Below are 21,842 nucleotides of genomic sequence, written 5' to 3'. Positions count from 1 at the left end.
AAGGTGATTCCGAGTCTCGAACACCACCGTGTCCGGCGTTCCGTTCCGGTTTGTGCCGCGGCCATTTTGATGATGTTCGGGAGCGGCCGTGCGACCGCTCAGATGGACGATGCGATCTACAACTATCTTAGGTTCGAACGGTTCGAGTACGAGGGGAACGGGGACATTCACCTCTTCAAATGGGACATCGAAGGCTGGACCGGCAGCGACTACAACAAACTGTGGGTGAAAAGCGAGGGCGATTACGTCTTCGAACAGGACATTTTCGGGCGGGCCGACCTTCAGTTGCTCTACAGCCGCAACATCGCTACCTTCTGGGACGCCCAGATCGGCGTCCGCCGCGCGTTCGAGCCGGAACGCACCTTCGACGGCGTCATCGGCATCCAGGGGCTCGCGCCTTATTTTTTCGAGACCGAGGCGGCGATGTTCATCAGCGAGAACGGCAATGTGCTCGGCCGCTTCAAGCTGGCCTACGAGCTTTTACTAACCCAACGCCTCATCGCCCAGCCGCGCATCGAAATCAACGTGTCCGCGGACGACATCGAGAACCGCGGCGTAAAGGCCGGCATCACCGAATTCGAAGCGGGACTCAGGCTGCGCTACGAGATCGTGCGGGAATTCGCGCCTTATATCGGCTTCGATTACGTCGAGGAGCAGTCGCTCAGAGAGCACAAGCACAGCGTAAGGGCGGTGGCGGGTATAAGGGCCTGGTTTTAGAGCGTTAGTTTGGCGGTGATGATCGGGAAATTCGTAGGTCGGCAATCCCTTCCCAATCGCAAACGGTCGCTTTAGTCGCGACCCTTCCGACAAAGCCCCTTGCCAACCCAGCGCGTCGGCAAGGGTTTGCCGACCTACCGTATTCTGGGGCGCTAAATCAAACCGGAAAATGCTCTAAGTACATTCCGCAAATATTTGCGGAATCTCGACAGATTGGCTTGATTGGCGGGGTTGTCCTGCAGGTTGCCTATGCCGCAAGACTTCCCTGAATGTACTTAGCTCCGCGATTTCCACAAAAGCTGTGGAGCGGTTTGTGGATAATGTTGTGAAATATCAAGAATACGCATGTTATATCCGGAGCTTAGCGGAAGTGTCTAAATTCCGAACACAGACGACAGGATTCGAGAACATCGAAAACACCCTATGGCGACAAACCCCTTCACTTTACCCTTCGAGCGCTTGCCGGCCACGCTGCCGATTTTCCCGCTGCGCAACGCCATCGTCATGCCGGGGGCTCAGTTGCCGCTGAATATATTCGAGCCGCGCTACCTCAACATGGTTTTCGATTGCCTGGGTACCGACCGGATGATCGGCATGGTGCAGCCCGATCCGGCCTCGAAGGACGAGAATCAGCCAGGGGTATACCGAACCGGCACCGCGGGACGCATCACCTCGTTCAGCGAAACCCTGGACGGCCGCCTGCTGATCGTGATGACCGGCGTCTGTCGTTTCGATATCCGCGAAGAAATACCAACCACCCGGGATTATCGTCGCGTCATCCCGGACTGGGATCGATTTCGTGTCGATTACGCATTGTCGGATGCCATTTCGTGCGACCGGGGAAAGCTCATGGAGCTGCTCAAGGACTATTTTCAGCGTAAGAGCCTGAGCACCGATTGGACGGTCATGGAGCAGATGTCTTTCCCCGTTTTGGTGAATGTCCTGATCAGCCAGTTGCCGTTTGAAGTGGCCGAGCGCCAGGCATTGGTGGAGGCAGTCAGCGTGGAGGACCGCTACGCCAAATTGCTGGGGCTGTTGGAATTCGAAATGGCGGCAGCGCGGGTCGGCACCGATGTCAGGCAGCACTGAGCGTCAACGGGTAAAGCCGCGGCGCGAGCCTCATTCCGGTCCCGTTGCCGGGGTCATTTTCGACATGGACGGAACCCTGGTCGATTCCGGTCTCGATTTCGCCGTGATGCGCCGCGAAATGGGGCTGCCGGACGGCGTTCCGCTGCTGGAGGCCATGGAAGACCTGGCCGAAGCGGAGGCCATTCGATGCCGGGCCATCCTCCTCCGCCACGAGGCGGCCGGCGCGGCGCGTGCCGTAGTGCTGCCCGGTGTGCGTTGTTTCTTGGATCGTTTGCGCGGATTGGGTGTTCGCCAAGCCGTGTTTACCCGTAATAGCCGGGAAGTCGCCGATGCGACTCTGACCCGCTGCCGATTGGATTTCGAACTGGTGATGACGCGGGATGACGGTCCGATAAAACCCGATCCCTGGGCTATCCGCCATATTTGCGCGACTTGGGGTGTTGTCCCCGCGCAAGTCGCGGTGATCGGCGATTACCGTTTCGACATCGAAGCCGGTATCCGCGCCGGGGCCAGGACGGTGCTCTTTACCCGAGGACGTCCAAGCGAAAGTCTGCCGGGCGCCGATTTGGCCGAATTTCATCTGGCAAGCTTTCAGCAAGCCGATCAGTTGTTGCGTGCGCTCGGATTATGAGGTTATTGGTCTTATTCCATTCGGCATTCGAGTGAACATTCATCGTAGGATGGGTAGAGCGAAGCGAAACCCATCGATGGCGGGTTAGCCCCTAGTCTCCGCTCGGGACAGGCCCTTCGACAAGCCTGTCCTGAGCATCGTCGAAGGGCTCGGGACAGGCTCCGCGTAACCCACCGATTCGAGGTCGCTCGATGGGTTTCGCTTCGCTCTACCCATCCTACAAGAATGAATTCCTACTGAAAGCGATTTGGAATTACTGTGCCCTAGACAGTTGTACCTGACGATCGGAGTGCAACAGCCTCGACGGCATTCCGGAAGTCAACGAAAGCGGCGTCCCAGGTACGAGGCGTATTCCGCAGCAGCCGTGAGCGGTAACGGCGTCGCAAGTCGCGGTCCGACAGCAGTCGCTCCAGGCCATTCCGAAAAGCCTCGCGGTCCGCGAGGGGTACAACGAAGCCGGTCTCTCCGTGCCGCACGATGCGCGATGCTTCGCCGACGTCCGTGATCACGGCGGGCAGGCCGACTGCTGCCGCTTCCGCCAAGGCCATGCCGTACGCTTCGAATCGGCTGGCGAAGGCGAAAACATCCATTCCGCCGAGAAACCGCGCCAGTTCCGGCGTATCCAGAACGCCGTGAAGGAAAATCCGGGTTTGCAGTCCGAGATCCGCGATGCGTGAGCGGAAGCGCCCGGCATAGTTCGGGTCGATTCGGTCGTAGCCCGCAACGTGCCAAGCCCAGTCGCACTGTCTGAGTCCGGCCAGGATTTCGAGCAGTTCAGTCAGCCCTTTTGCGGGAAGCAGGTTGGCGACGGTCGCGATTTGAACCGGCTGGTCCGTTGACCGCTTGCCCGATGCTTGTCTCGCGGCAAGAAACGCGGCATCGACTCCGGGTTCGCATAGGAAAGCCGGCTTACCGGGGTAGCGCCGTTCGAGGAGGCATCGAATCGATAATCCGGTCGCGATGAAGAACCGGACGCGCTCCGCCGCCCGCTCGAACCGATCTTCCTCTTCTTTCCGCCGGTCCGCGTCGAGCAGCGGGTTCAGAAAGGGGACATAATGCACCAAGAGCCCGTGCACTGCTTCATCCCCGGCTAGAGCGTTTTTCATCCCGGTGTACGGCTTCGTGTCGGGCGGGAAGAACGTAGGTCGGCAATCCCTTCCCAATCGCAAACGGCCGTCCTGGGAGCGCCAGGACGCCCCTTCCGACGAAGTCCTTTGCCGAGCCGATAAGTCGGCAAGGGATTGCCGACCTACCTGTCGGGCGCTCTGACACCGAATCGGAAATTGCTCTAGCGGATAATTCGACAAGTCTTCCAGAAGCAGGCTGTCCCATAGAATAATCGCGTTGCGCGGCAAATAGGGAATCGCGCCGTCCGGCGGGACTTCCGCGGCTTCGAGCGGAAAGCTTGTTTCTCGCGCCTGGCGGATGATTTGGCGGTTGAAGACATTGCCGCCGGAAGGGCAGGCATCGAGCGGCGGATGAATGAACACGAGTCTCATCGTATCAACCGAAATAACCAGAATGAGTCATAAGCTATCTCTTGAATCCCGATTGGTCGAATGGAGCGAACGCCATGCGATGCTGATGGGGCTCGCGATCGGAGGTCTGTGGTTTAAGTCCCCGCCGGAGTTTCTCGCAGCGATGGCCGCTGCATCTTTTCTTGCCCTGATCCATCAGTTCCGGCGGGAATGGACGCCTTCCGGGGCGTTCGGGGCGGCTAACGCGATTACCTTGATCCGTTTGATGGCAACGCTCTTTCTGCTGCTTTTTCCGCTATCGAACGGCTGGTTTCTAGCGTCCTTCGCCCTGACCATTTTATACGCCGACCACTGGGACGGCTGGCTGGCGAGACGCCGCGGCCTGACCTCGGCCTTCGGCGATTGCTTCGACAAGGAAGTGGATGCGTTCTTTTTTCTAACTCTATGCCTGCTTCTTTATAACCGCGGCCATGTCGGCATTTGGATTCTGTTTCCCGGCTTGTTGCGCTATCTGTTCGTGCTGTTCGTCAAACTGGCGGGGCCGCCCCGGCGCGTCGCGGCGGGCAACTGGTTCACCCGCTCCGTCTCGGTGATCGCCATCGTCGTATTCGTTCTGTGCCTGCTGCCGGTCGAGCTCCACTGTACGGGTTTCGCCGTGGCGGCGACGTTCGCGCTATGCGCCTCGTTTCTGTACTCCCTGTTTCAGCTCTATCGGCCGCAACGCCCGGGATGATGCCATGAGTCTTCGCACTACGCCGATAAAAGGCTTGGACGACGTTCGGGCGTTTTTCGACCGTCTGGCGCCGGTTTACCGCGATTGCCACGGCAAGGCGGAAAAGCTTTTGCGCTACCGGCTCGGCATCATAGATCGCCTGCTGGAACGCGCCGGTCACGGTTCACTGGTCGAAATCGGCTGCGGCACCGGGATGCATCTTTTTCCCCTGGCCGCCCGATTCGAGCGCGTGCACGGCACCGATCTTTCGCCCAGCATGATCGAGCAGGCAGAGCATCTTCGTCTTGGACACCCGCATGGCGAGCGCATCCGTCTGAGCGTGGCGCCCGCCGAAAGCTTGAGCTCGGTGGGCGATGCCGAAGCGGATGCGGTGCTGTGCGTCGGCGCCTTGGAGCACATGCTCGATCAGCGGCAGGCGCTACGCGAGGCTTGCCGCGTTCTAAAGCCGGGCGGCGTCTTCGTCTGTCTCACGCCGAACGCGGAATATGTCTGGTACACCCGAATTGCGCCTTGGCTGAGGCTCAGCACCAAGCATCTGAGCACGGACCGTTTTCTCGGGAAGAAAAAATTGACCGATTTATTGGAAACCGCCGGATTCGAGGTCGAGCGCATCGGCTCCTGGACCTTCATCCCGCGCGGCGACATGCCGCCCTATCTTGCCCGGATTCTGACGCTGCTGGACGGCGTCGGACGTCTGTTGCGCGTCCCGTCCTTTCGCGGCGGACTCTATTGCCGTGCGGCAAGACGCGGCTGATCCGTATCCTTCGGGTTATCATTACGCCCGCTTCCCGGCCGGCGCGCCAACCGAATGTGCCGGACATCCGAACCGATTTTCCGTTTTTGACTGACAACTATAAAAGACCGATGTCGTACTATCTCGAACCGAACAAAGATTACCGCAACGATAGCCTGCGCCACGGCGCCGAGTTTTCCGAGGAAGACATTCGCGTAGACACCGCGAAGCATTACGACGACTGTTATTGGGATTACCGGACCGCGTGGTTCGACAACGAGAATCTAGCCTTGCATTACGGTTATTGGGACGAGAATACCAAGACCCACAGCCAGGCCTTGCTGAACAAGAATCGCATACTCGCCGAAATCGCCGGCATCAAGCCGGAAGACCATGTCCTGGATGCGGGCTGCGGCATCGGCGGCAGCTCGATCTGGCTGGCGAAGCATGTCGGCTGCCGCGCCACCGGCGTCACGGTCAGTGCCCGGCAGGTCGAGCACGCCAAGCGGAACGCCGAGCGCCACGGGGTGTCCGATAAAGTTGATTTTCAGCAGGCGGATTTCTGCAAGACGCCGTTCCCGGACGAATCCTTCGACGTGGTTTGGGCGGTCGAAAGCAGTTGCTATGCGACCGACAAGCGGGATTTCTTCCGGGAAGCCTACCGCCTGCTGCGCAAGGGCGGCACGCTGATCGCCTGCGACGGCTATGCCACGCGCCGGGAATTCAACGAAGAGGAATGGCAGGCGGTCATGGATTGCCTGAACGGGTGGGCCGTGCCGAACCTCGCCAGCGTCGAGGAGTTCCAGGCCGGCATGGAGGAATGCGGCTTCCGCGACGTGCACATCACCGAGGCCACGGCCGAAACCATGCCCTCGTCCCGCAGAATGTACCTGACTGCCCTGTGGACCTATCCGATGCAGTTGACCATGCAATGGCTGGGACTCCGCAGCAAGGCACAGACCGCGAATTTCAAGGTCGCGCTCGCCCAGTACAAGGTGTTCCGCGACAAGATGGTCCGCTATTGCATTTTCCGGGCAAAAAAGTGATTGGTAGGGCGGGTTAGGTGCGCCCCCACGCCCCTCTCGTAGCTCAATGAGTCTGGCGTGCACCGTAACCCGCCGAAGCGAACGGCAAGGCACCGCGCGTTTCGGCGGGTTACGGTGCACGCTTAGCGCAGCGATCAACGGCCGCGCCGTACCGATGTGCGCCTAACCCGCCCTACGAAGTCGTAGGTCGACAATCCCTTGCCGACAAATGGGTCAAGTCCTTGGCCGGTTTCGAAACACCGGCAAGCGCACCCGCGCTTCGAGGCCGCCTTGCGGGCGGTTGTGGAGGCTCAGCGTTCCGCCCTGGGCGCCGAGCAGGTTGGCGGCGATCGGCAGACCCAGGCCGGTGCCGCCGGTTTCCCGCGAGCGCGAGGTTTCCAGGCGGAAAAACGGCTGCATCACTTCGCCCAAATACTCTTCCGGGATGCCGGGGCCGGAGTCCCGCACCCTTATCAGCCAGTCATCGCCGGAGCGCTCCAGACTCACATCGGCTTCCCCACCGTATTTCACCGCGTTGTCGATCAGGTTGAGAAAACTGCGTCGCAGGGCTTCCGGCCGGCCCGAGATCAGCGCGCCGTCCGGTCCTTCGAAACGGGCCTTGCCGCCGGCATCGACGGTATCGTCGCAGAGGCTTTGCAGCAGGGCTCCGAGATCGATCGTTTGCTGCGGCGGCCCCGAGTCCAGGCTGCGCGCCAGGTCCAGCCCCTCGTCGACCAGCGCCTGCATGGCCGCCACGTCCTCCGCCAGCCGGGCGCGAAGCGGCTCGTCCCGGCACTGCTCCAGCCGCAGGCGCAATCGGGTGAGCGGCGTCTTCAAGTCGTGGGTGATAGCGGCGAGGATGCGGGTTCGCTCTTCGATATGGGAGCGCAAGCGTTCCCGCATCCGGTTGAAGGTCCGGGCGGCTTGCCTGACTTCGACAGGTCCCGATTCGTCCATGGAGGAATGTTCCGGATCGCGGCCGAACGACTCGGCGGCGTGAACCAGGCGCCGCAAGGGTTGTAGGACCAGGCGGACGGCGAACCAGGCCACGATCGCCAAAAAACCCGCCAAAATCGAAAGGCTCGTGACGAATCCCTCGGCCCTCGGTTGTCGTGGCGGCGGGAGTTCGCGGCGCGCTTCGATCAGAACCCGTTGTCCGTCGGCAAACCGGACCCGTGCACCGACGGTCCGGGACGGCTGGCAATCGGCCGGTTGGTCCCGGCAGTCAGAGTTTCGGGTTCGCCATGCTGCTTCCACCGCAATCGATGGTCCGGCTGCTTCGCTGAGAGCGGCGGTGAATGAAGGGTCATCCGGGTGCTCCAATCGCAAACGGGCATCCAGGGAGTGCCTGGATGCCCCTTCCCCGGATGACCGGTTGCGATTGAACGGCAGAGGTGGCGTCGGCTCCGCCGTTCCGTCCGCAGGTTCGATGCGCCATTGCCCGGACGGCAAGGCCTGGACTGCGGCGAGGCGCTGTTCCGGCGGCAGGGAAGCGAGCAGATGGAGGATATCGGCGATGCGATCGGCCGCGCTTTGTTCCCGAAAGCTGTGCACGATGTGGCTGCGCTCCCGCAATGCCAGGCTCACGGTAACGAAGACCGCCATCAGCACCCCGGCGAGCAGCAGAAGAAACAGCCGGACGGCAAGCGAGCGGGGCGGAAAGGAGACGCTCATGGACACCTCGAAAAACCGTCGCGAGCGCCCCGAGTGCAAGGCGTCCGGAGCACAGGAACCGGAGTGTACGCGGAGTACATGAGGATTCCGAGCACCGCGCAACGCAGCAATCGGGACGCGCAGTAGGTTTTTCGAGGTGTCCTCATGATTCCTGCTCCACCACGGCGGCTAGAACATAGCCCTCGTTCCGCTGTGTTTTGATCAGGTTTGGCGCCCGTGCGTTATCACCCAGCTTCTGGCGCAGCCGGCTGACCCGGAGGTCGATGGAGCGATCGAAGGGATCAGCCTCTCGGCCGCGGATCAGATCCATGAGCTGATCGCGGGTGAGCACCCGGTTGGGATGGGTGAGAAATACCTCCAGCAAGCGGTATTCGGCTCCGGATAGCGCGACTACCACGCCCTGGGGAGAGGTGAGTTGGCGCGTCTGCCCATCCAGGGTCCAGCCGGCGAATCGCCAGCGATGCGCCGAGTCCGAAACACCCCTGTTCGGCAGCGAACGGGCGCGGCGCAGGATATTGCGGATGCGGGCCAGGAGTTCGCGCGGTTCGAACGGCTTGGCGAGATAGTCGTCGGCGCCCATTTCCAACCCCAGCACCCGGTCGATCGGCTCTCCGCGGGCGGTCAGCATCAGCACCGGAAGGTCGGAACGCGCGCGCAGGTCGCGACACAGGCTCAAGCCGTCCTGGCCGGGCAGCATCAGATCGAGGACGATCAGGTCGATGCCGCTGCTTTCCAATATTTCGCGCATCTGCCGGCCGTCGGCGGCCAGGCTGACGCGGTAGCCGTGCTGTTTGAGATAGTCGCCGACCAGCACGCGAATTTCGCGGTCGTCGTCGACGACGAGGATATGCTCTGTGGTTTCCATGGAGGCTTTTTACCGCGGTTGCCGGCCCGAGTCATGGGCTTTTGTATCGTTTTGTATCGACTGCTACCGACGACAAAAAACGATACAAAATCACCGCCGGCCGGACACATATCCGATACATGGCCGGTGTGAAATAGATTCCGAAGACGGCGGGACGGTCCCGGCGGTCTAAACAGAATCGGCTTCGGCCGACGTTTCACAAAACCGGAGGAATCCACATGAAATCTTACCCCAAAGCACTCTTGATAAGTCTTGCCCTGCTCACCCCCGTAGCCGCTATCGCCGAGTCCGGAGAAGCCAAGCCTGAATCCGGCGCTTACAACCAGGGTCCCGCCGGTTCGCGGGCAGAGCGGCGGGAGCGCTTCATGGAGGAACGGATGGCCGAGCTGCGCAAGGAATTGAAGCTTACGTCGGCGCAGGAAGCCGACTGGAATACCTGGTCCGCCAAGATCAAGGAAATCAAGGAAAAGAAGAAACAGTCCCGTCCCGACCGCGAGGCCATGAAGAACCTGCCGGCCCCGGAGCGTCTGGAAAAAATGATCGCCCACAATAAGGCAAAACAGACCTATCTCGAAGAAGCCCTGGCCGCGACCAAGACCTTCTACGCCACGCTGACCCCGGAACAGCGCAAAGTCTTCGACGAAAAAACGCCGTTCGGCAAGCACGGTCAGAAATGGAAACATCACGGCGGTCCTCGTCACCCGGGCGCGAAATGACCAGCCATTCCGTAACTCGGAACCCATAGGCTTCGTTGGGCGGGTTAGTCGGTATCCCGGCGTAACCCGCCGATGCCGTGAGATTTCGCGTTTCGCTGGCTCCAAAGCTCTCGCTTTTCGATTTATACGCGCGGGCGGTTGCCTTAATCGCAATCCTTCGTTCGTTTCCCATCTCCAAAGCCAGGAATGTCGACGTCGGTGCATCTGATAGCCACATGTGGTCATGTTGGCTTATTATGCGCATCATTCCATTTGTCGTTCGGAACTCATGTCATGTCGCCCACGGCCACCACTCCCAAAAAAGCCACTAATATCACCCTTTCCGCCGATGTGTTGCGAGAGGCCAAAGCTTTAGGCATCAACATCTCCCAAGCCTGCGACCGATTCCTGAGAGAACTGGTGCGGCAGGAACGGCAGCGCCGCTGGCAAGAGGAAAACGCGGAATTCATCGCCGCCTACAACCGTATCGTTGAAACCGAGGGGTTGCCGTTGGAGGAGTGGCGAAGCTTTTAACATGGCGCGCTTCGACGTTTATCGCAACAGCGGCCCGCATGCGGGCGATGTGCCCTATCTGCTCGACGTGCAAAGCGATCTGCTCCAAGAGCTGAACACCCGTGTGGTCGTGCCGCTGCGCCGACGGGACCGCTTCCCGGCCGGTCAGCTTCCCGACCGACTGACGCCGGTGTTCGAAATCGAAGGAATCGCGTGTTTACTGGAAACGCCCAAGCTCGCCGCCGTGCCCCTGCGCCTGCTGAAAACACCGGTAGGTTCTCTGGCGGACAACTGGGCGGCGATTGTCGGTGCGTTGGATTTTCTGTTTCAGGGCTATTGAAACCTAACCCATCGGATTGGCCGTACCCGGTGTAACCCGCCGAATCCGGCGACTCAAACCTTCTCCGCCAACAGATCGATCTGATGAATAATCAAGCCGAGTTCTCCGGCCGTCAATCGCTCGGAGCGTTCCCGGTACCATCGGTCGAGCGAATCCGTGGAGAATTGTTCCGATCTTAGGGCTTCGTCCCGGATCATGTTCAGCAGGGCGGCCAGGCAAACGGCATCGCGGTTGCGATAAATGCGGCGGAGCGGGGTGATGTTCCAGTCGGAGCTGCCGTAGGCGATCGGTTCGAAGCCGGTTTCGCCGAGGACGCGGTGCAGCCGTCTTCCGGAGCGTGCGCCGCCGCTGTTTTCGTCCCATACCCGGCGCTCTTCCATGGAAGCGTCGTATACGGCAAGGATGGAGTTTTCGAACGCTTCATCGGCATAGACCGGAAACAGCACGGTCTCGCCGTCATAGTTGACACTGCCGTAAAAGATTCCCTTCGGCCGCAGCCAGCGCGCGATCCGTCCGGTCATGGTCCGGAGCGGCAGAAGATCCATCACCGCGTGGGCAATGACCGCGTCATAAGAGCCGGGAGCTTCATTCGGTTCGAAGTGTCGTAAGTCGCTGCAGACGAAATCCACGGCGATTTCACGGCCGTCTTGCCGGGCGCGGATGCCGGCCGGTTCCACCGAGACATACAAGCCTTTCTGCCGGAGCAGATCAGCCGTTCTTTCTCGGGCGGTGTACAAAAGGGTCCCGTCCCGATCCACGGCGGTGATGTGCAAATCGGTTTCGGGGGCCAGCTTCAGAAGCCGCAGCACGGAAGCACCGGTACCGGTGCCGAGGTCGAGGCAGGTCGAGCGCGGTTTGCCCGACAGCCATTGGGCAAACTCGGTTTGGACCTCGCGGTTCAGGCTGCGCTCGTCCAGCGCGAACTTGGCTTCGAGATAGTCGTGGAAAGGAATGTCCACGGCCGCCGGAGTTAAAGCGTCCCGCCGAAGGCCGCCCAGTCCCGGTCGTTCTCCCAAAGCTTGATCGTCATCTTTACGCCGTGCAGCGTCACCCGATCTCTGAGCCGTTCCCAGAAGATGCGGGCAAAGCGTTCGAGGCTGGGGTTGAGGCCGCGAAAAGGTTCGAGATCGTTGAGTACGCGGTCCTTGAACTCTCCGATCAGCGCCATGGTCGCCTGCTCCAGATCCACGATGTCGATCAGATAGCCGTGCCGGTCGAGCTGTTCGCCCTCGATCAGTACTTCCGCCTTGTAGTGGTGGCTGTGCTCATGATTCTCGGCGCCCCAGTCTCCGCCGATCAGGAAATGGCGGGCGATGAAGTCGCGGGTGATGGCTAGCTGGTACATCGCGGTTCCTCGGATCGTCAGGTGTACTCGAAAATCGGCTGCAACACCCCAGCCCGCTTGCTGTCGACCAGCTCGAAGGCTTCCTGGCAGGCACTGGGCGCAAAATGATGGGTGATCAAACGTTCCGCGCGGATTTCGGCCAGCCACTCCCAGGCGAGGTCGAGCCGCCGCTTCTTGCTCCAACGTCCGCAAAGGCGCGGGTCGATCGTGCTCACCTGGCTCGAAACCAACCGGATGCGCCGCCGGTGAAAATGGCCGCCGAGATCGAGCGGCGCCTCGCTTTGGCCGTACCATGAACCGATCACGATGCGGCCGGCGAAACCGGTCAGTTCGATGGCCTGGTTCAGAGCGGTCTGATTTCCCGAGACTTCGATGGCGGCATCCAGCCCGTCGGCGCCGTCGTAGAAAAGACACTCTTTAAGCGCCGCGACTTCGCGTTTGACGGCCGGGTTGATGGCCAGGGCCGCGCCCATCTCGGTGGATTTTTGTCGGCGGAACGCGAGAGGATCGGCCGTGATCAGTTCTCCGAGCGGAAATCGGCCGAGGACGGCGGTGGTGAGCAGTCCGACGATGCCCTGCCCGAAAACCATGATCCGCTCTCCGGGCAGCGGCGCCGCATCGAACACCAGATTCAGCGCCGATTCCATATTGGCGAGAAACAGGGCGCGCTCCGCCGGAACGCCCTCCGGCAGGACCAGGCAATCCTTCTTATCGACGACGGCGTAGTTTTGGTGGGGGTGGTAGGCGAAGACCCGGCGGCCCAGCCAGTCCCGGTCTTCGTCCGCTCCCACGGCGGCGACTTCCCCGACCAGGGCATAACCGTACCGGAACGGATAGCTGAAGTTTCCTTGCAGACTGCCGATGCTCGTGTCCCGAGGCAGATCCTCGGGCACCTCGCCCCGGAAGATCAGGGATTCGGTGCCAGGGCTGATGGCCGAGCACAGGGCTTTGATCAGTAATTCTCCGGTCCGTGGGGCGGGCAGATCGATTTCCTGCACCGCCACCGATTTGGGGGCTACATGACAAACGGCTTGTACTCGCATCAGACGTATCCGACCGGGCCGAAGGCGATGATGTCGGAACCCAGGACATGGTACTGGCAGTCCGTGATGCTTAAAGGGGCTTGCTCGCCGGAGCGGCACAGATCGTCGATGGCTTTGAGCCCGCCTATGATTTTTGGTGTTATTGTAATCACGCAGTAGTTCACTAAATGATGTTTGAGAAAGGTGCCGATGATCTTCGATCCCCCCTCGACCATGAGGGTGCGGATACCGATTTGGCGCAGTTTCGTCAGGGTTTCTTTCAAGTCGACGCAGCCGTCCTCGCTTGCTCCCACCACGAGAATTTTCGCGCCGGCCGAGAGCAGCGCCTCGCGCTTGGCCGGGTCCGATTCGCCGGTGGTCACGATGACGGGCGGCTTTTTCGACTGCTTCAGAACGCGGCAGTCCGGCGGCGTCCGCAGGTTGCTGTCGAGAATGACCGGCTGCGGATCTTCGCCTTCATAGTAACGGACGTTGAGCTGGGGATCGTCGCTGAGGATGGTGTTGACCCCGACCAGCAGCGCGTCGTGGTGCGCTCTCAGGAAATGGGTGAGCGTCAGCGACTGCCTCGAACTCAGGGCATAGGGAACCTGGCTGTCGACGGCGATGCTGCCGTCGACGCTTTGGGCATAGGTCAGGGTGACGAAAGGGCCGCTTTCCGCCGGGGCATGGGCCAGCGACAGCTGGTCTATCAACGGCTCGATGAATGCGAATTCGCGGTGGAACGGCGTGCTTTCCCGAAATGTCAGCAAATGGGCCAGCTTTTCGGCCTTGGAACGCAGATAGCCGGCATTGTCGTCATGATGGCCGACCTCGATGGGAATGCGCGCCTCGACCTCGATCCCGTATTCGGTGAGTTCGTCGACTTTACGGGGGTTGTTGGTGATGAGCCGGATCGAGCGAACGCCCAAATCCTTGAGCATCAGCGCGGCGACGCCGTAATTCCGTTCGTCAGGCTGATGGCCGAGGCTGATATTGGCCTCCACCGTGTCGAGGCCGCGGTCCTGGAGATTATAGGCTTCCAGCTTTTTGCGGAGGCCTATGCCGCGTCCTTCCTGACGCAGATAAAGCAGTACGCCGCAGCGGGAGCGTCCGAGATATTGAAGGGTGTGTTTGAGCTGATCCCCGCAGTCGCAGCGCCGAGAGCCGAAGACGTCGCCGGTCAGGCATTCCGAATGGACCCGGACGGGGACGCCGCTCTCACCGTTTACGTCCGATTTCACCAAGGCAAGGTGGTCCTTGCCGTGCTCGGTGTAAAGATAAAGGGTGAATTCGCCGTAGCCGGTCGGAATTCGAGTCTTGACGAGGTTCTTCACTACAGGTTTTTTGGGGTTTCGCGGTAAAAAAGGCAAACAGTATAAACACCAATATTGCCGAGTCGATACCGAATAAGTTGTGTGTGCCGGGTTCGGTCGTTCTGTCCGGAAAATGCCGCTGCACCGACGGAGCCCGGCTTGTGCCGAACAAGCCGAGACCGCCCCGCCGGCCACGCCACAGCCGGACCGGGAACGCAAACGCCAGTATATCGTTATTTCTTCCCATAATCCGGGATTAGGCCGACGGCATCGATTCCCGCAATCGCGCAACTTTCGTCGAGATCGGACAAGTCGCCGCTGATTCCGACCGCGCCAACGATCCGATTGTCCGCCGAGCGGATCAGCACACCGCCTGGCACCGGCATGAGCCGGCCATCCGCCACTTCGGTCAAGGCCGTCATGAAATGGGGACGTTCTTTCGCCATTTTACCCAATTCGCGCGAGGATACGCCCATCCCTATGGCTCCCCAGGCTTTGGCCAAGGCGATGGAACCTCGCATGAAAGATGCGCCGTCCTGCCGCTGCATCGTCTTCAAGTGACCGCCTTCGTCCAAAACGGCCACTGCCAGCGGTGCCAATCCTAAGTCCCGCGCTTTTCTGAATGCGCCGTCGATAATGGCATTGGCGATATCGAGTGTCAGAGTGCTCATGGGTTTTCCTTGTTGTATCAAATAAACGCCGGATCTTGGTAATGCCGAGGAGCGGTTGCCGTTCCGCGTCGCCCTCGTCAGAACAATTTTATCCGTCTTTTCCGACATGTCATTCCGCGCGGGATATGTTCGCTCCCTTCGACTCCCATGAAATGGCATCAGTCATCCCGTCGCAGAATTCGGGCAAGTACGAAATCTGACCTACTTGCTTAAGCCGCGGGTCCCCCCGGCATCATTCCGCAGGGTTTCAATACTGCCTGCCAGGCGCGGGTGTGGCGTTGCAGTGCGGCGTTGAAGCGATGCCACAGGCCTTGCTCGGTTGCCGGGTCGAGCGTCGCGGCGTAATAGCTGTCGAATGCTGGCGGGATTTCGGCCCTTTGGCTTTCTTTCAAATGCCTCACGCTTTCGATCAATGGCGATGCGGTTTGATGAAGCCGGCTGATGTAGGATTGCACTTCGCCGGCGTAAAACTTGACGAATACATTGAACAGATACTCGGCCCGCCGGGTTTTTTTGCCCATAGGACACATTCGCCCGGTCGATGCGGTTTGTTCCAGAAGCAGCCCGACCCGGTCCAGATAAAACCCGCTAAGGCTCAGGGCGCGTACGATTTTGCCGCCGGTCTTATCGGTTTGAAGTTCGAAATAGTGCTGTTCGAATTCGCTTGGAGGTATCGAAGGCGCTTCCTCGAGTTTCGCGCCCAGCGAAGCGAGATACCGAATCGGCCTTTCGAAGCGGGCCACGGAAATCTTTTCGCTCCGCAGAAGCGGGGCGGTTGCCGTATCCATGAAGACGCGGAATTCCTTGGCCGCGAAGGTCGCGTTCCAGAATGCCTTGGGTAAATTGTCGGCTTTCGCTTGCCGGAGGGACTCTATCTTGCGGCCGAATTCCGGGTCTTCGCCCGGTCCTCCAAGTCTCGCTTCGCACTCGGAGAGTTTCCGAAACAGATTCAGCTCGTAAAGGAAGCGGCCGCTTTCCCGCTGTACTCGTCCGAGAGAGCTGTTCCGCGCGCTGATTTCGCCGACCAGCCCGCATCGGGTCATTTCGAGATAAGTGATGACGCCGATTCGGATATCATCGATCGGGAGCACGATGTCCCGTAGCCGCGGATAAGGCGGCACGGCGGGCGGTGCAATAGCTTCGTCGATGTCGACCTCGGTCACGTTCGCGAGGCGGTCGAGGTAATTCTCGAACATGGCTTCCGGCGAATCGCCGGAGCAGCCGGGCAATCCCAGTGCGAGAACGATGACGAAAAAACCGATGAAAGATGCTCTAAGACTACGCGCGGGGTTCGATTTCACGGCGCCCGAGCCGACGATGATCTCCATATAAATAAGGCATCAAAGTAGTGAAACAAGTTCTCCTGAAATCGGGGGCGTGGCTCAATCGCCGGAGCGTGCGCTTTATCATGATGCTGGCGGTCTTGACCTTCATTTTCGCCAAGATAGACCGCTCCGCGCTGATAACTCAACTCAGCCGCTTCGATCCCGCCATGGGTGTCGCGATCGTCGGAATCTTCCTGCTCTCGATAGCCGTGTTTGCGCTGCGCTGGTGGTATATCAGCCGTGCCTTGGGAATCTGTGCGCCTTTCAAGGACTTCATCCGTGTCCTCTGGATCAGCCAAAGCGTCAGCGAGTGCGGACCGCCGCTGGTGGTCGGCGAACTCGCGCGGTTTCAATTGATGCGGGGCAGCGCCGAAACCTGGCAGCTCATTATCGGCCAGGTCATAGACCGGTTCTCCGGCAAGATCGTCCTGCTCCTCATGGTGCTTGGATTGACGCCGGTTTACCTGGGGTTGTACAGCGAATTTCCCGGATTTCAGATCGGCTTGTTCGCCCTGATCCTGATCGCTGCGGTGAGCGTCGCCGTGCTCGTCTTCCGAAGATTCAGGCCGATGGCGCAGCTGCATGCCGGCGTCGTGCTCGCCATTTGCAATCCGCTGCGCTCGCCTCGACACTACGGGTTGTCCGTGCTGATCCAGCTACTGCTGGCCGCGAACTTCGCCTTGGCGGCCGTCGGGCTCGGCATTTCCGGCGACGCTCTGACTGTGCTCATGCTCGGGCCGCTGTTATTGCTGGGCGTCAGTTCGCTGCCGGGGCTGGTTTCCGACTGGGGCAAGCGGGAGGCGGCCGCGGTGTTCTTGCTCGCTCCCGCCGGATTGACGCCCGAGCAAAGCCTCGCCGTATCCCTGATCTTCGGTGCCCTGCATCTATTGACGGCCTTGCCGGGAGCACTCTTGCTTCTGCTGGTGCGGCGTCGAGCAACGGTTTCCGTTACCGAGTAAATAGCGCGCTCAAGTTCGGGAAGCATGGTTTCCCGAAGACTACCGATTAGGAACCGATCCATGACCGCGAGACGGCGTAGCATTCACATCGGAAGTTTGCGGCAAGAGAAATGTCCCAACGCTCCGGTCGGGAAGTTTTCCCGTTGCTCGGCTTTGAAACGCCTGTGATATCCTGCGGCGACTATAAGCCTGGAATTGGTTCACCCAAGGTGTTCCCTCGCCGCAACGTACTACCCGCCATCGCCGGCTGCCTGCTGGCTATCGCTTCGTCCCTGACGCCGGCTGCGCCGACTCAGCCTCCTAACGGGCCGGGGGCGACTCCGTCCGAGCCGCCTGCATCGCCGGACGCGGCGGTAGCGAAGCTTCAGACGCTTTCCGAGCTCGACCAGCGATTGAACGGTATATTGTCCAACGCTGTTTCCGCATTGAAGCAAAGCATCGAAAATGGCCCTCCTTTCCTTCTCGAAGAGCGCCGCGATCGGCTCGACAGGCTGGAAAAGCTGATTGGCGATCCTGCCGCGTCCGCGGCTGAGAAATATCGGCGCGTTCAGGAAGCCTACAGGGTCGAGCTCGACTATGCGAGGAGCGTCGAAGCTTACCGGGCTGTGCTCCGGACGGGGAACGACGAACGCCTGGTGGATTTCCTAAGCATCGGTCGCCTGGCGCTCTACTACCAGACCCTGGATGGGCACGAATCGGGCATCTGGCGCAACGACCTGCGGCGCTGGCAGCGACTGTCCGGCGAGGAGAACGAAGCCATCGCCCGCGGGCTACGCACGGCGCGCAAGCTGGAACCCCCGCACCTGATGGTGCTGCCGCTGCCGGGGCCCAAGTCACCGTGAGGCCGCTTTGCGTGCTCCGCGTCCTGGGAATTGCGGCCGCCTGTGCGGTGTTCGGGGTTTTTCTTCCGTCCGCCCTGGCCGCACTCGAGGCGAAAGCCGAACAGCCGGCCCCGCCGTCGGAAGTGGAGGCTGAACTGACGACGGTGCTGGCGGCCAAGGAGGAATTGTTCTTAAGCATCCGCGAGAGCGCCGCGAATCTCAAGCCCTATTATGTGCAGCAGGTTCTGGCGGGCGATCCTTCGCACCAACGGGAACTGATCGACCGGCTCGCCGATAGCCGCCATATGCCGAACGCCCACGAACTGACGCAGCTGTTCGCCAGCTTGCAGAACCAGCTCGACGCCCTGGGCAGCATCGCAAGCTTCCGGGCTCCGGTTTACGCACCGAGCGGGCAGGCAGCCGAGAAAGAAGTGCTTCGTCTGGGAGGATTCAGCTTCCTCTCCGAAGGACGTTACCTGGTTTATTCACCCGAGGTCGACCGCTTGATCGAACTGCCCAGGCAGCCGGCCCCGAACCTCCTCGATTTGGCTCGGGAGTATGCCCGCGTGGAGGCGCCGTCGCTGGCGCCGGTGGCCATCGATCCCTCGGCTGGGCAAACCTTGCAGTTGTTGGTGCAGGTTCCGACTCTGCGCGAACGCATAGCCCAGGGAGGCGTCGTCGGCTACCTGATCCTGGTGCTTGCGGGCGTTGCCTATGCACTTGCCGCCTACCGCTTCGTCGAGCTGACGCGGATCGGGCAGCGTATCCGAAACCAGCTACAGTCGTCGCGACCCCGGCTCGACAACCCTCTGGGTCGGGTGCTCGCGCGGCTCGAACAAGCGAACACGAACGAGGAGGAGGTCCTGTACCTGACCGTGGAAGAGGCATTGACCGGCGAACAGGCACACTTGGAGCGGGCTCTGCCTTTCCTGAAATTGGTGGCCGCCATTGCGCCGATGCTGGGCTTGCTCGGCACGGTGACCGGCATGATCAAGACCTTCCAGGCGATCGCCCTGCATGGCTCGGGCGACCCGAAATTGATGTCGGGCGGGATTTCGGAGGCCTTGGTCACTACCGTGGAGGGGCTGGTTACCGCCATTCCGATCCTGCTGTTGCACAGCCTGCTGCTGGGGAAGAGCCAGACCCTCGCCGCCTTGCTCGATGCGCATGCCTCGGCCGCGCTCGCGGCTCGCCTCGAACGGCGGAATGCCCCGGGGGATGGGGACATTCCGCCGAAGAACAGGGTCTAATTCGCCCACGAAGAGGAGGCACGATGGGCGGCCGGGTTTTCGAAACTTTCTTGAGCTTTCTTCATAAATCCGAGCAGCACGTCGAAGATCTGATGGATTTGGGCGGCCCGGTGATGTGGCCGTTGCTGGCCGTCTCCCTGCTGCTGTGGACCTTGGTTCTGGAGCGCTACTGGTTCTTTCTCCGCACATTGCCCAGGTTCTTGGAACGACGTGCGCCGCTCGCGCGTTCCCCCGCCGCGGTGATCGAGATGGCCGAGATGAAAATTGCCCTGCGCCGCCATCTGCGCCTGATCAGGACCCTTTCCGGCATTCTGCCGATGTTGGGCCTCTTGGGCACGGTGACCGGCATCATCGAAACCTTCGACCTGATCCGCGTATTCGGCAGTGCGGAAACGCGCATCGTCGCGCGAGGCGTCTCCCAGGCGCTGATCACGACGCTGGCGGGCCTGGTGATGGGACTTTTCGGCGTGGGGGTCGGCTACAGCCTCAACCGCCGCGCTAGGGCCTTCGAGCGCCGCTATGCCGACCGTTTGCGGCAGCCATGAGAAAACGCAGCCTGTTCACGCGCCGCACCGACGGCGGCGACGAAAGCGCCGGTGCGATCAACCTGACGCCGCTCATCGACATGGTGTTCATCCTGCTGATCTTTTTTCTGGTGACGACCTCCTTTATCCGCGAATCGGCGGTGGCGGTTCAGCGTCCCAAGGCCGCAACGGCGGTGCCGCAGCAGGATGCGGCGGTGATCATCACCATCACCGCCGACGAACAAATCTGGCTGCACGATGCTTCCATCGACATACGCCTGTTGCGCGCCCGGCTCGAACAACTGGGCCTCGCCAATCCGGCCCAAGCCGCCATCATTCTGGCAGACGCCCATGCCAGCACCGGCTTGCTGGTCAAAGTGATGGATCAGCTGCGCCTCGCCGGTTTCGTCAACATTTCGGTCGCGGCCAGTACGGCTCCAGACACGCCATGAAAACCTCCCTTGCCGGGATCTCGAGCCGCTCGAGATGGGTCCTGGCCGGAGCCTTCGCCGCGGCGGCGGTCATTAATCTGGCCTTGCTGTTATTGATAGGCGCCCTGATCAGTCACCGTGAGACCAGGCTGATATCGACGCCCAATCCGCAGCCGGTCGATTTCATTCGCATCATTCCGAAGACCGAGGAGTCGAAACCGGTTCCGCCGCCCGCGCCCAAGCCGATGACCGAGGTCGCGCCGGAGTCCCGGCCGTCGACCGGGCGCCCGCCATCCGGTTCCGCCAAGCCTTCCGGCAAAGCGCCGGCGCGCGGGTCCGGCCGTACCGGCGCCCCCAAGCCTCGGAAAGCGCCGGCCCCTGCGCCGGGCGTACCGGCCCCTCGGCTGGATATTCCCGAACAGGGCACGGGCGCCCCGCTTAGCCCTGTGCCGGGCTCCGACTCACGCCTTACGGCACCCCCTGGGCAATGGAATCCGGAAAAGAAGCCGACCGGAGAGGGGAATGGCTCGACCGGCGAAGGTGGTTCCGGCGCCGGGGATCTGGTCGTACTCTCCCGTGTATTGCCGGAATATCCGCCCCGAGCCCGCGCGCAAAAAATCGAGGGTTGGGTGCGGATCGAGATCGACGTCAGCCCTTCGGGTACGGTGAGCGCGGCGAGGGTGGTGGCGGCCAGCCCCGAGCGGGTATTCGACGAGGCCGCGCTCAAGGCGATCCGGCGGTGGCGCTTCAAGCCCGCCTTCAGCGAAGGCCGCGCCGTGGCCCAGCGCGCCACGCTCACGATGAAATTCAGGCTCGAGGAGCGCTGAAGGGCGATATCCCGAATGTAGGCGGTTTCACCTGCTCGTGCGATAGCTTGGATTCTCGACGCGAGTCGAACACGCGCCGGCCGATCAGCGGCGACGCGGGTACCGAAAAGAGTCCCTTACCGGATGTAGGGGGTACGGCATGTTATTGTTAATGAATAAGAAGGCTCTTATACTCGAATCCGGCATCCGATTTGAAGAACAAACGCGGATCGCTGAATCAAAATCTCTAGGGAGTCCGATGTTCCCGCCAGAAGCCAACGGAGGCAAACGATGAAAACACGCATCACAATAACAACATTCACCGCACTGTTTTTGTCCTTGGGAGCGACCGCGGCATTCGCCGAAAAAATCAAAATGCCGAAAACCAAGGTCAGCATGGAAAAATGCCTGGAGGCGGCGCTGGCCAAGAAAGACGGAGAGGTCGTCAAGCTCGAGTTCAAGAAGGAGCGTGGCGCCCCTACCTATGAATTCGAGATCGCCGGCACGGACGGCAAGGACTGGGAATACGAATGCGACGCCAACACGGGAAAAATTACCGAGGAGGAACAGGAAGTCGATAGCGCCGACGATCCGCTGTTCAAGGCCAAGATGAAGATCAGCGAAGAGGAAGCCAAGAAGATCGCCCTCGAAAAGCATCCGGGCGAGATCGTCGAGACCGAATACGAGATCGAGTCCAACGGCGATGCGTCCTATGAATTCGACATCAAGACCGCCGATGGCAAGGAGGTCAAGATGGAAGTCGACGCCGCGACCGGCAAGATCGTCGAGGACGACGAAGAAGAGATTTACCAGATCGGCAAAGAGTGACACTTTCCGATCCGACCCATCCACGAACGGGCTCCGCGGAGCCCGTTTTTTTGC

25 protein-coding genes are annotated in these 21,842 nt (G+C 60.8%); 16 read left to right on the top strand and 9 right to left on the bottom strand.

The window, feature by feature from the left end:
• The first annotated feature begins 3 nt into the window (after nt 1-3).
• The 3 genes from ACR2R1_RS14085 (at nt 4) to ACR2R1_RS14075 (ending at nt 2,437) form a co-directional block, all read left to right on the top strand.
• The gene (locus tag ACR2R1_RS14085) at nt 4-717 is read left to right on the top strand and encodes a copper resistance protein B (RefSeq protein WP_240502545.1); all 714 of its coding nucleotides are present in this window, start codon (nt 4-6) and stop codon (nt 715-717) included.
• A 423-nt stretch (nt 718-1,140) separates the two neighbouring features.
• Entirely contained in the window at nt 1,141-1,806 is a 666-nt protein-coding gene (locus tag ACR2R1_RS14080; RefSeq protein ID WP_077730830.1) for an LON peptidase substrate-binding domain-containing protein, read from the top strand.
• Nucleotides 1,790-2,437, top strand: a complete 648-nt coding sequence (locus tag ACR2R1_RS14075; RefSeq protein ID WP_077730831.1) for an HAD family hydrolase — start codon at nt 1,790-1,792, stop codon at nt 2,435-2,437. Before ACR2R1_RS14080 ends, ACR2R1_RS14075 begins: the two co-directional genes overlap by 17 nt.
• 263 nt (nt 2,438-2,700) lie before the next feature.
• On the opposite strand, the gene ACR2R1_RS14070 is transcribed toward ACR2R1_RS14075, so the two are convergent.
• On the bottom strand, nt 2,701-3,936 hold the full coding sequence (locus ACR2R1_RS14070; protein WP_434110599.1) for a glycosyltransferase family 4 protein: 1,236 nt from the start codon (nt 3,934-3,936) through the stop codon (nt 2,701-2,703).
• Nucleotides 3,937-3,958: 22 nt separating this feature from the next.
• Here ACR2R1_RS14070 and ACR2R1_RS14065 point away from each other — a divergent pair, with 22 nt between their 5' ends.
• The 3 genes from ACR2R1_RS14065 to ACR2R1_RS14055 all read left to right on the top strand — a co-directional run bounded on the left by ACR2R1_RS14065 (nt 3,959) and on the right by ACR2R1_RS14055 (nt 6,427).
• Nucleotides 3,959-4,648, top strand: coding sequence for a CDP-alcohol phosphatidyltransferase family protein (locus ACR2R1_RS14065; protein WP_347258737.1), 690 nt, complete (start codon nt 3,959-3,961; stop codon nt 4,646-4,648).
• A 4-nt stretch (nt 4,649-4,652) separates the two neighbouring features.
• On the top strand, nt 4,653-5,402 hold the full coding sequence (locus ACR2R1_RS14060; protein WP_086133449.1) for a class I SAM-dependent methyltransferase: 750 nt from the start codon (nt 4,653-4,655) through the stop codon (nt 5,400-5,402).
• A 110-nt stretch (nt 5,403-5,512) separates the two neighbouring features.
• On the top strand, nt 5,513-6,427 hold the full coding sequence (locus ACR2R1_RS14055; RefSeq protein ID WP_434110596.1) for a methyltransferase domain-containing protein: 915 nt from the start codon (nt 5,513-5,515) through the stop codon (nt 6,425-6,427).
• Nucleotides 6,428-6,640: 213 nt separating this feature from the next.
• On the opposite strand, the gene ACR2R1_RS14050 is transcribed toward ACR2R1_RS14055, so the two are convergent.
• Both ACR2R1_RS14050 and ACR2R1_RS14045 read right to left on the bottom strand, forming a co-directional pair.
• On the bottom strand, nt 6,641-8,080 hold the full coding sequence (locus ACR2R1_RS14050; protein WP_434110594.1) for a sensor histidine kinase: 1,440 nt from the start codon (nt 8,078-8,080) through the stop codon (nt 6,641-6,643).
• Between the two features lie 142 nt (nt 8,081-8,222).
• The gene (locus tag ACR2R1_RS14045; RefSeq protein ID WP_434110592.1) at nt 8,223-8,945 is read right to left on the bottom strand and encodes a response regulator; all 723 of its coding nucleotides are present in this window, start codon (nt 8,943-8,945) and stop codon (nt 8,223-8,225) included.
• Between the two features lie 218 nt (nt 8,946-9,163).
• Here ACR2R1_RS14045 and ACR2R1_RS14040 point away from each other — a divergent pair, with 218 nt between their 5' ends.
• The 3 genes from ACR2R1_RS14040 (at nt 9,164) to ACR2R1_RS14030 (ending at nt 10,493) form a co-directional block, all read left to right on the top strand.
• Nucleotides 9,164-9,661, top strand: a complete 498-nt coding sequence (locus ACR2R1_RS14040; RefSeq protein WP_434110590.1) for a Spy/CpxP family protein refolding chaperone — start codon at nt 9,164-9,166, stop codon at nt 9,659-9,661.
• Between the two features lie 273 nt (nt 9,662-9,934).
• Nucleotides 9,935-10,174 (top strand): type II toxin-antitoxin system CcdA family antitoxin, encoded by a 240-nt coding sequence (locus tag ACR2R1_RS14035; RefSeq protein WP_434110587.1) that lies wholly within the window; start codon nt 9,935-9,937, stop codon nt 10,172-10,174.
• Between the two features lies 1 nt (nt 10,175).
• Nucleotides 10,176-10,493: a CcdB family protein gene (locus ACR2R1_RS14030; protein ID WP_434110585.1), complete on the top strand. Its 318-nt coding sequence runs from the start codon at nt 10,176-10,178 to the stop codon at nt 10,491-10,493.
• Between the two features lie 53 nt (nt 10,494-10,546).
• On the opposite strand, the gene ACR2R1_RS14025 is transcribed toward ACR2R1_RS14030, so the two are convergent.
• The 6 genes from ACR2R1_RS14025 to ACR2R1_RS14000 all read right to left on the bottom strand — a co-directional run bounded on the left by ACR2R1_RS14025 (nt 10,547) and on the right by ACR2R1_RS14000 (nt 16,145).
• Nucleotides 10,547-11,509: a class I SAM-dependent methyltransferase gene (locus tag ACR2R1_RS14025; RefSeq protein WP_434110583.1), complete on the bottom strand. Its 963-nt coding sequence runs from the start codon at nt 11,507-11,509 to the stop codon at nt 10,547-10,549.
• Entirely contained in the window at nt 11,464-11,838 is a 375-nt protein-coding gene (locus ACR2R1_RS14020; protein ID WP_077730838.1) for a 6-pyruvoyl trahydropterin synthase family protein, read from the bottom strand. Before ACR2R1_RS14020 ends, ACR2R1_RS14025 begins: the two co-directional genes overlap by 46 nt.
• Before the next feature lie 17 nt (nt 11,839-11,855).
• Nucleotides 11,856-12,881, bottom strand: coding sequence for a zinc-dependent alcohol dehydrogenase (locus ACR2R1_RS14015; RefSeq protein WP_077730839.1), 1,026 nt, complete (start codon nt 12,879-12,881; stop codon nt 11,856-11,858).
• Nucleotides 12,881-14,194, bottom strand: a complete 1,314-nt coding sequence (ribA, locus tag ACR2R1_RS14010) for a GTP cyclohydrolase II (RefSeq protein ID WP_346425849.1) — start codon at nt 14,192-14,194, stop codon at nt 12,881-12,883. Before ribA ends, ACR2R1_RS14015 begins: the two co-directional genes overlap by 1 nt.
• Nucleotides 14,195-14,406: 212 nt before the next feature.
• Nucleotides 14,407-14,844, bottom strand: a complete 438-nt coding sequence (locus ACR2R1_RS14005; RefSeq protein ID WP_077730841.1) for a GlcG/HbpS family heme-binding protein — start codon at nt 14,842-14,844, stop codon at nt 14,407-14,409.
• A gap of 209 nt (nt 14,845-15,053) precedes the next feature.
• Entirely contained in the window at nt 15,054-16,145 is a 1,092-nt protein-coding gene (locus ACR2R1_RS14000; RefSeq protein ID WP_347258064.1) for a DUF3080 family protein, read from the bottom strand.
• A gap of 47 nt (nt 16,146-16,192) precedes the next feature.
• On the opposite strand from ACR2R1_RS14000, the gene ACR2R1_RS13995 reads away from it, so the two are divergent.
• The 7 genes from ACR2R1_RS13995 to ACR2R1_RS13965 all read left to right on the top strand — a co-directional run bounded on the left by ACR2R1_RS13995 (nt 16,193) and on the right by ACR2R1_RS13965 (nt 21,788).
• A complete protein-coding gene (locus ACR2R1_RS13995) occupies nt 16,193-17,128 on the top strand; it encodes a lysylphosphatidylglycerol synthase transmembrane domain-containing protein (RefSeq protein ID WP_434110580.1) in 936 nt (311 codons plus the stop codon).
• Between the two features lie 110 nt (nt 17,129-17,238).
• On the top strand, nt 17,239-17,970 hold the full coding sequence (locus tag ACR2R1_RS13990) for a DUF3450 domain-containing protein (RefSeq protein WP_434110578.1): 732 nt from the start codon (nt 17,239-17,241) through the stop codon (nt 17,968-17,970).
• Complete coding sequence (locus ACR2R1_RS13985) at nt 17,967-19,199, top strand: MotA/TolQ/ExbB proton channel family protein (protein ID WP_434110576.1); 1,233 nt, start codon at nt 17,967-17,969, stop codon at nt 19,197-19,199. Before ACR2R1_RS13990 ends, ACR2R1_RS13985 begins: the two co-directional genes overlap by 4 nt.
• Nucleotides 19,200-19,249: 50 nt before the next feature.
• Nucleotides 19,250-19,744, top strand: coding sequence for a MotA/TolQ/ExbB proton channel family protein (locus ACR2R1_RS13980; RefSeq protein WP_434110574.1), 495 nt, complete (start codon nt 19,250-19,252; stop codon nt 19,742-19,744).
• Entirely contained in the window at nt 19,741-20,175 is a 435-nt protein-coding gene (locus ACR2R1_RS13975) for an ExbD/TolR family protein (RefSeq protein ID WP_434110572.1), read from the top strand. The genes ACR2R1_RS13980 and ACR2R1_RS13975 overlap by 4 nt, the downstream gene beginning before the upstream one ends.
• The gene (locus ACR2R1_RS13970; RefSeq protein WP_434110570.1) at nt 20,172-20,981 is read left to right on the top strand and encodes an energy transducer TonB; all 810 of its coding nucleotides are present in this window, start codon (nt 20,172-20,174) and stop codon (nt 20,979-20,981) included. The genes ACR2R1_RS13975 and ACR2R1_RS13970 overlap by 4 nt, the downstream gene beginning before the upstream one ends.
• A gap of 270 nt (nt 20,982-21,251) precedes the next feature.
• Nucleotides 21,252-21,788, top strand: coding sequence for a PepSY domain-containing protein (locus tag ACR2R1_RS13965; protein WP_077730849.1), 537 nt, complete (start codon nt 21,252-21,254; stop codon nt 21,786-21,788).
• The last annotated feature ends 54 nt before the right edge of the window (nt 21,789-21,842 follow it).

The organism is Methylocaldum sp. GT1TLB (assembly GCF_051027445.1).
Classification (GTDB): domain Bacteria; phylum Pseudomonadota; class Gammaproteobacteria; order Methylococcales; family Methylococcaceae; genus Methylocaldum.
The sequence above is the reverse complement of the archived record's forward strand: the minus strand, read 5'-3'. Positions and strand labels throughout refer to the sequence as shown.

What these genes read in the sequence shown, in the direction of transcription:
- ACR2R1_RS14080 (WP_077730830.1), top strand. Translation starts at nt 1,141, where the DNA reads ATGGCGACAAACCCCTTCACTTTACCCTTCGAGCGCTTGCCGGCCACG.
- ACR2R1_RS14075 (WP_077730831.1), top strand. Translation starts at nt 1,790, where the DNA reads ATGTCAGGCAGCACTGAGCGTCAACGGGTAAAGCCGCGGCGCGAGCCT.
- ACR2R1_RS14070 (WP_434110599.1), bottom strand. Translation starts at nt 3,936, where the DNA reads ATGAGACTCGTGTTCATTCATCCGCCGCTCGATGCCTGCCCTTCCGGC.
- ACR2R1_RS14065 (WP_347258737.1), top strand. Translation starts at nt 3,959, where the DNA reads ATGAGTCATAAGCTATCTCTTGAATCCCGATTGGTCGAATGGAGCGAA.
- ACR2R1_RS14060 (WP_086133449.1), top strand. Translation starts at nt 4,653, where the DNA reads ATGAGTCTTCGCACTACGCCGATAAAAGGCTTGGACGACGTTCGGGCG.
- ACR2R1_RS14055 (WP_434110596.1), top strand. Translation starts at nt 5,513, where the DNA reads ATGTCGTACTATCTCGAACCGAACAAAGATTACCGCAACGATAGCCTG.
- ACR2R1_RS14050 (WP_434110594.1), bottom strand. Translation starts at nt 8,080, where the DNA reads ATGAGCGTCTCCTTTCCGCCCCGCTCGCTTGCCGTCCGGCTGTTTCTT.
- ACR2R1_RS14045 (WP_434110592.1), bottom strand. Translation starts at nt 8,945, where the DNA reads ATGGAAACCACAGAGCATATCCTCGTCGTCGACGACGACCGCGAAATT.
- ACR2R1_RS14040 (WP_434110590.1), top strand. Translation starts at nt 9,164, where the DNA reads ATGAAATCTTACCCCAAAGCACTCTTGATAAGTCTTGCCCTGCTCACC.
- ACR2R1_RS14035 (WP_434110587.1), top strand. Translation starts at nt 9,935, where the DNA reads ATGTCGCCCACGGCCACCACTCCCAAAAAAGCCACTAATATCACCCTT.
- ACR2R1_RS14030 (WP_434110585.1), top strand. Translation starts at nt 10,176, where the DNA reads ATGGCGCGCTTCGACGTTTATCGCAACAGCGGCCCGCATGCGGGCGAT.
- ACR2R1_RS14020 (WP_077730838.1), bottom strand. Translation starts at nt 11,838, where the DNA reads ATGTACCAGCTAGCCATCACCCGCGACTTCATCGCCCGCCATTTCCTG.
- ACR2R1_RS14015 (WP_077730839.1), bottom strand. Translation starts at nt 12,881, where the DNA reads ATGCGAGTACAAGCCGTTTGTCATGTAGCCCCCAAATCGGTGGCGGTG.
- ACR2R1_RS14005 (WP_077730841.1), bottom strand. Translation starts at nt 14,844, where the DNA reads ATGAGCACTCTGACACTCGATATCGCCAATGCCATTATCGACGGCGCA.
- ACR2R1_RS13990 (WP_434110578.1), top strand. Translation starts at nt 17,239, where the DNA reads ATGTCCCAACGCTCCGGTCGGGAAGTTTTCCCGTTGCTCGGCTTTGAA.
- ACR2R1_RS13975 (WP_434110572.1), top strand. Translation starts at nt 19,741, where the DNA reads ATGAGAAAACGCAGCCTGTTCACGCGCCGCACCGACGGCGGCGACGAA.
- ACR2R1_RS13970 (WP_434110570.1), top strand. Translation starts at nt 20,172, where the DNA reads ATGAAAACCTCCCTTGCCGGGATCTCGAGCCGCTCGAGATGGGTCCTG.
- ACR2R1_RS13965 (WP_077730849.1), top strand. Translation starts at nt 21,252, where the DNA reads ATGAAAACACGCATCACAATAACAACATTCACCGCACTGTTTTTGTCC.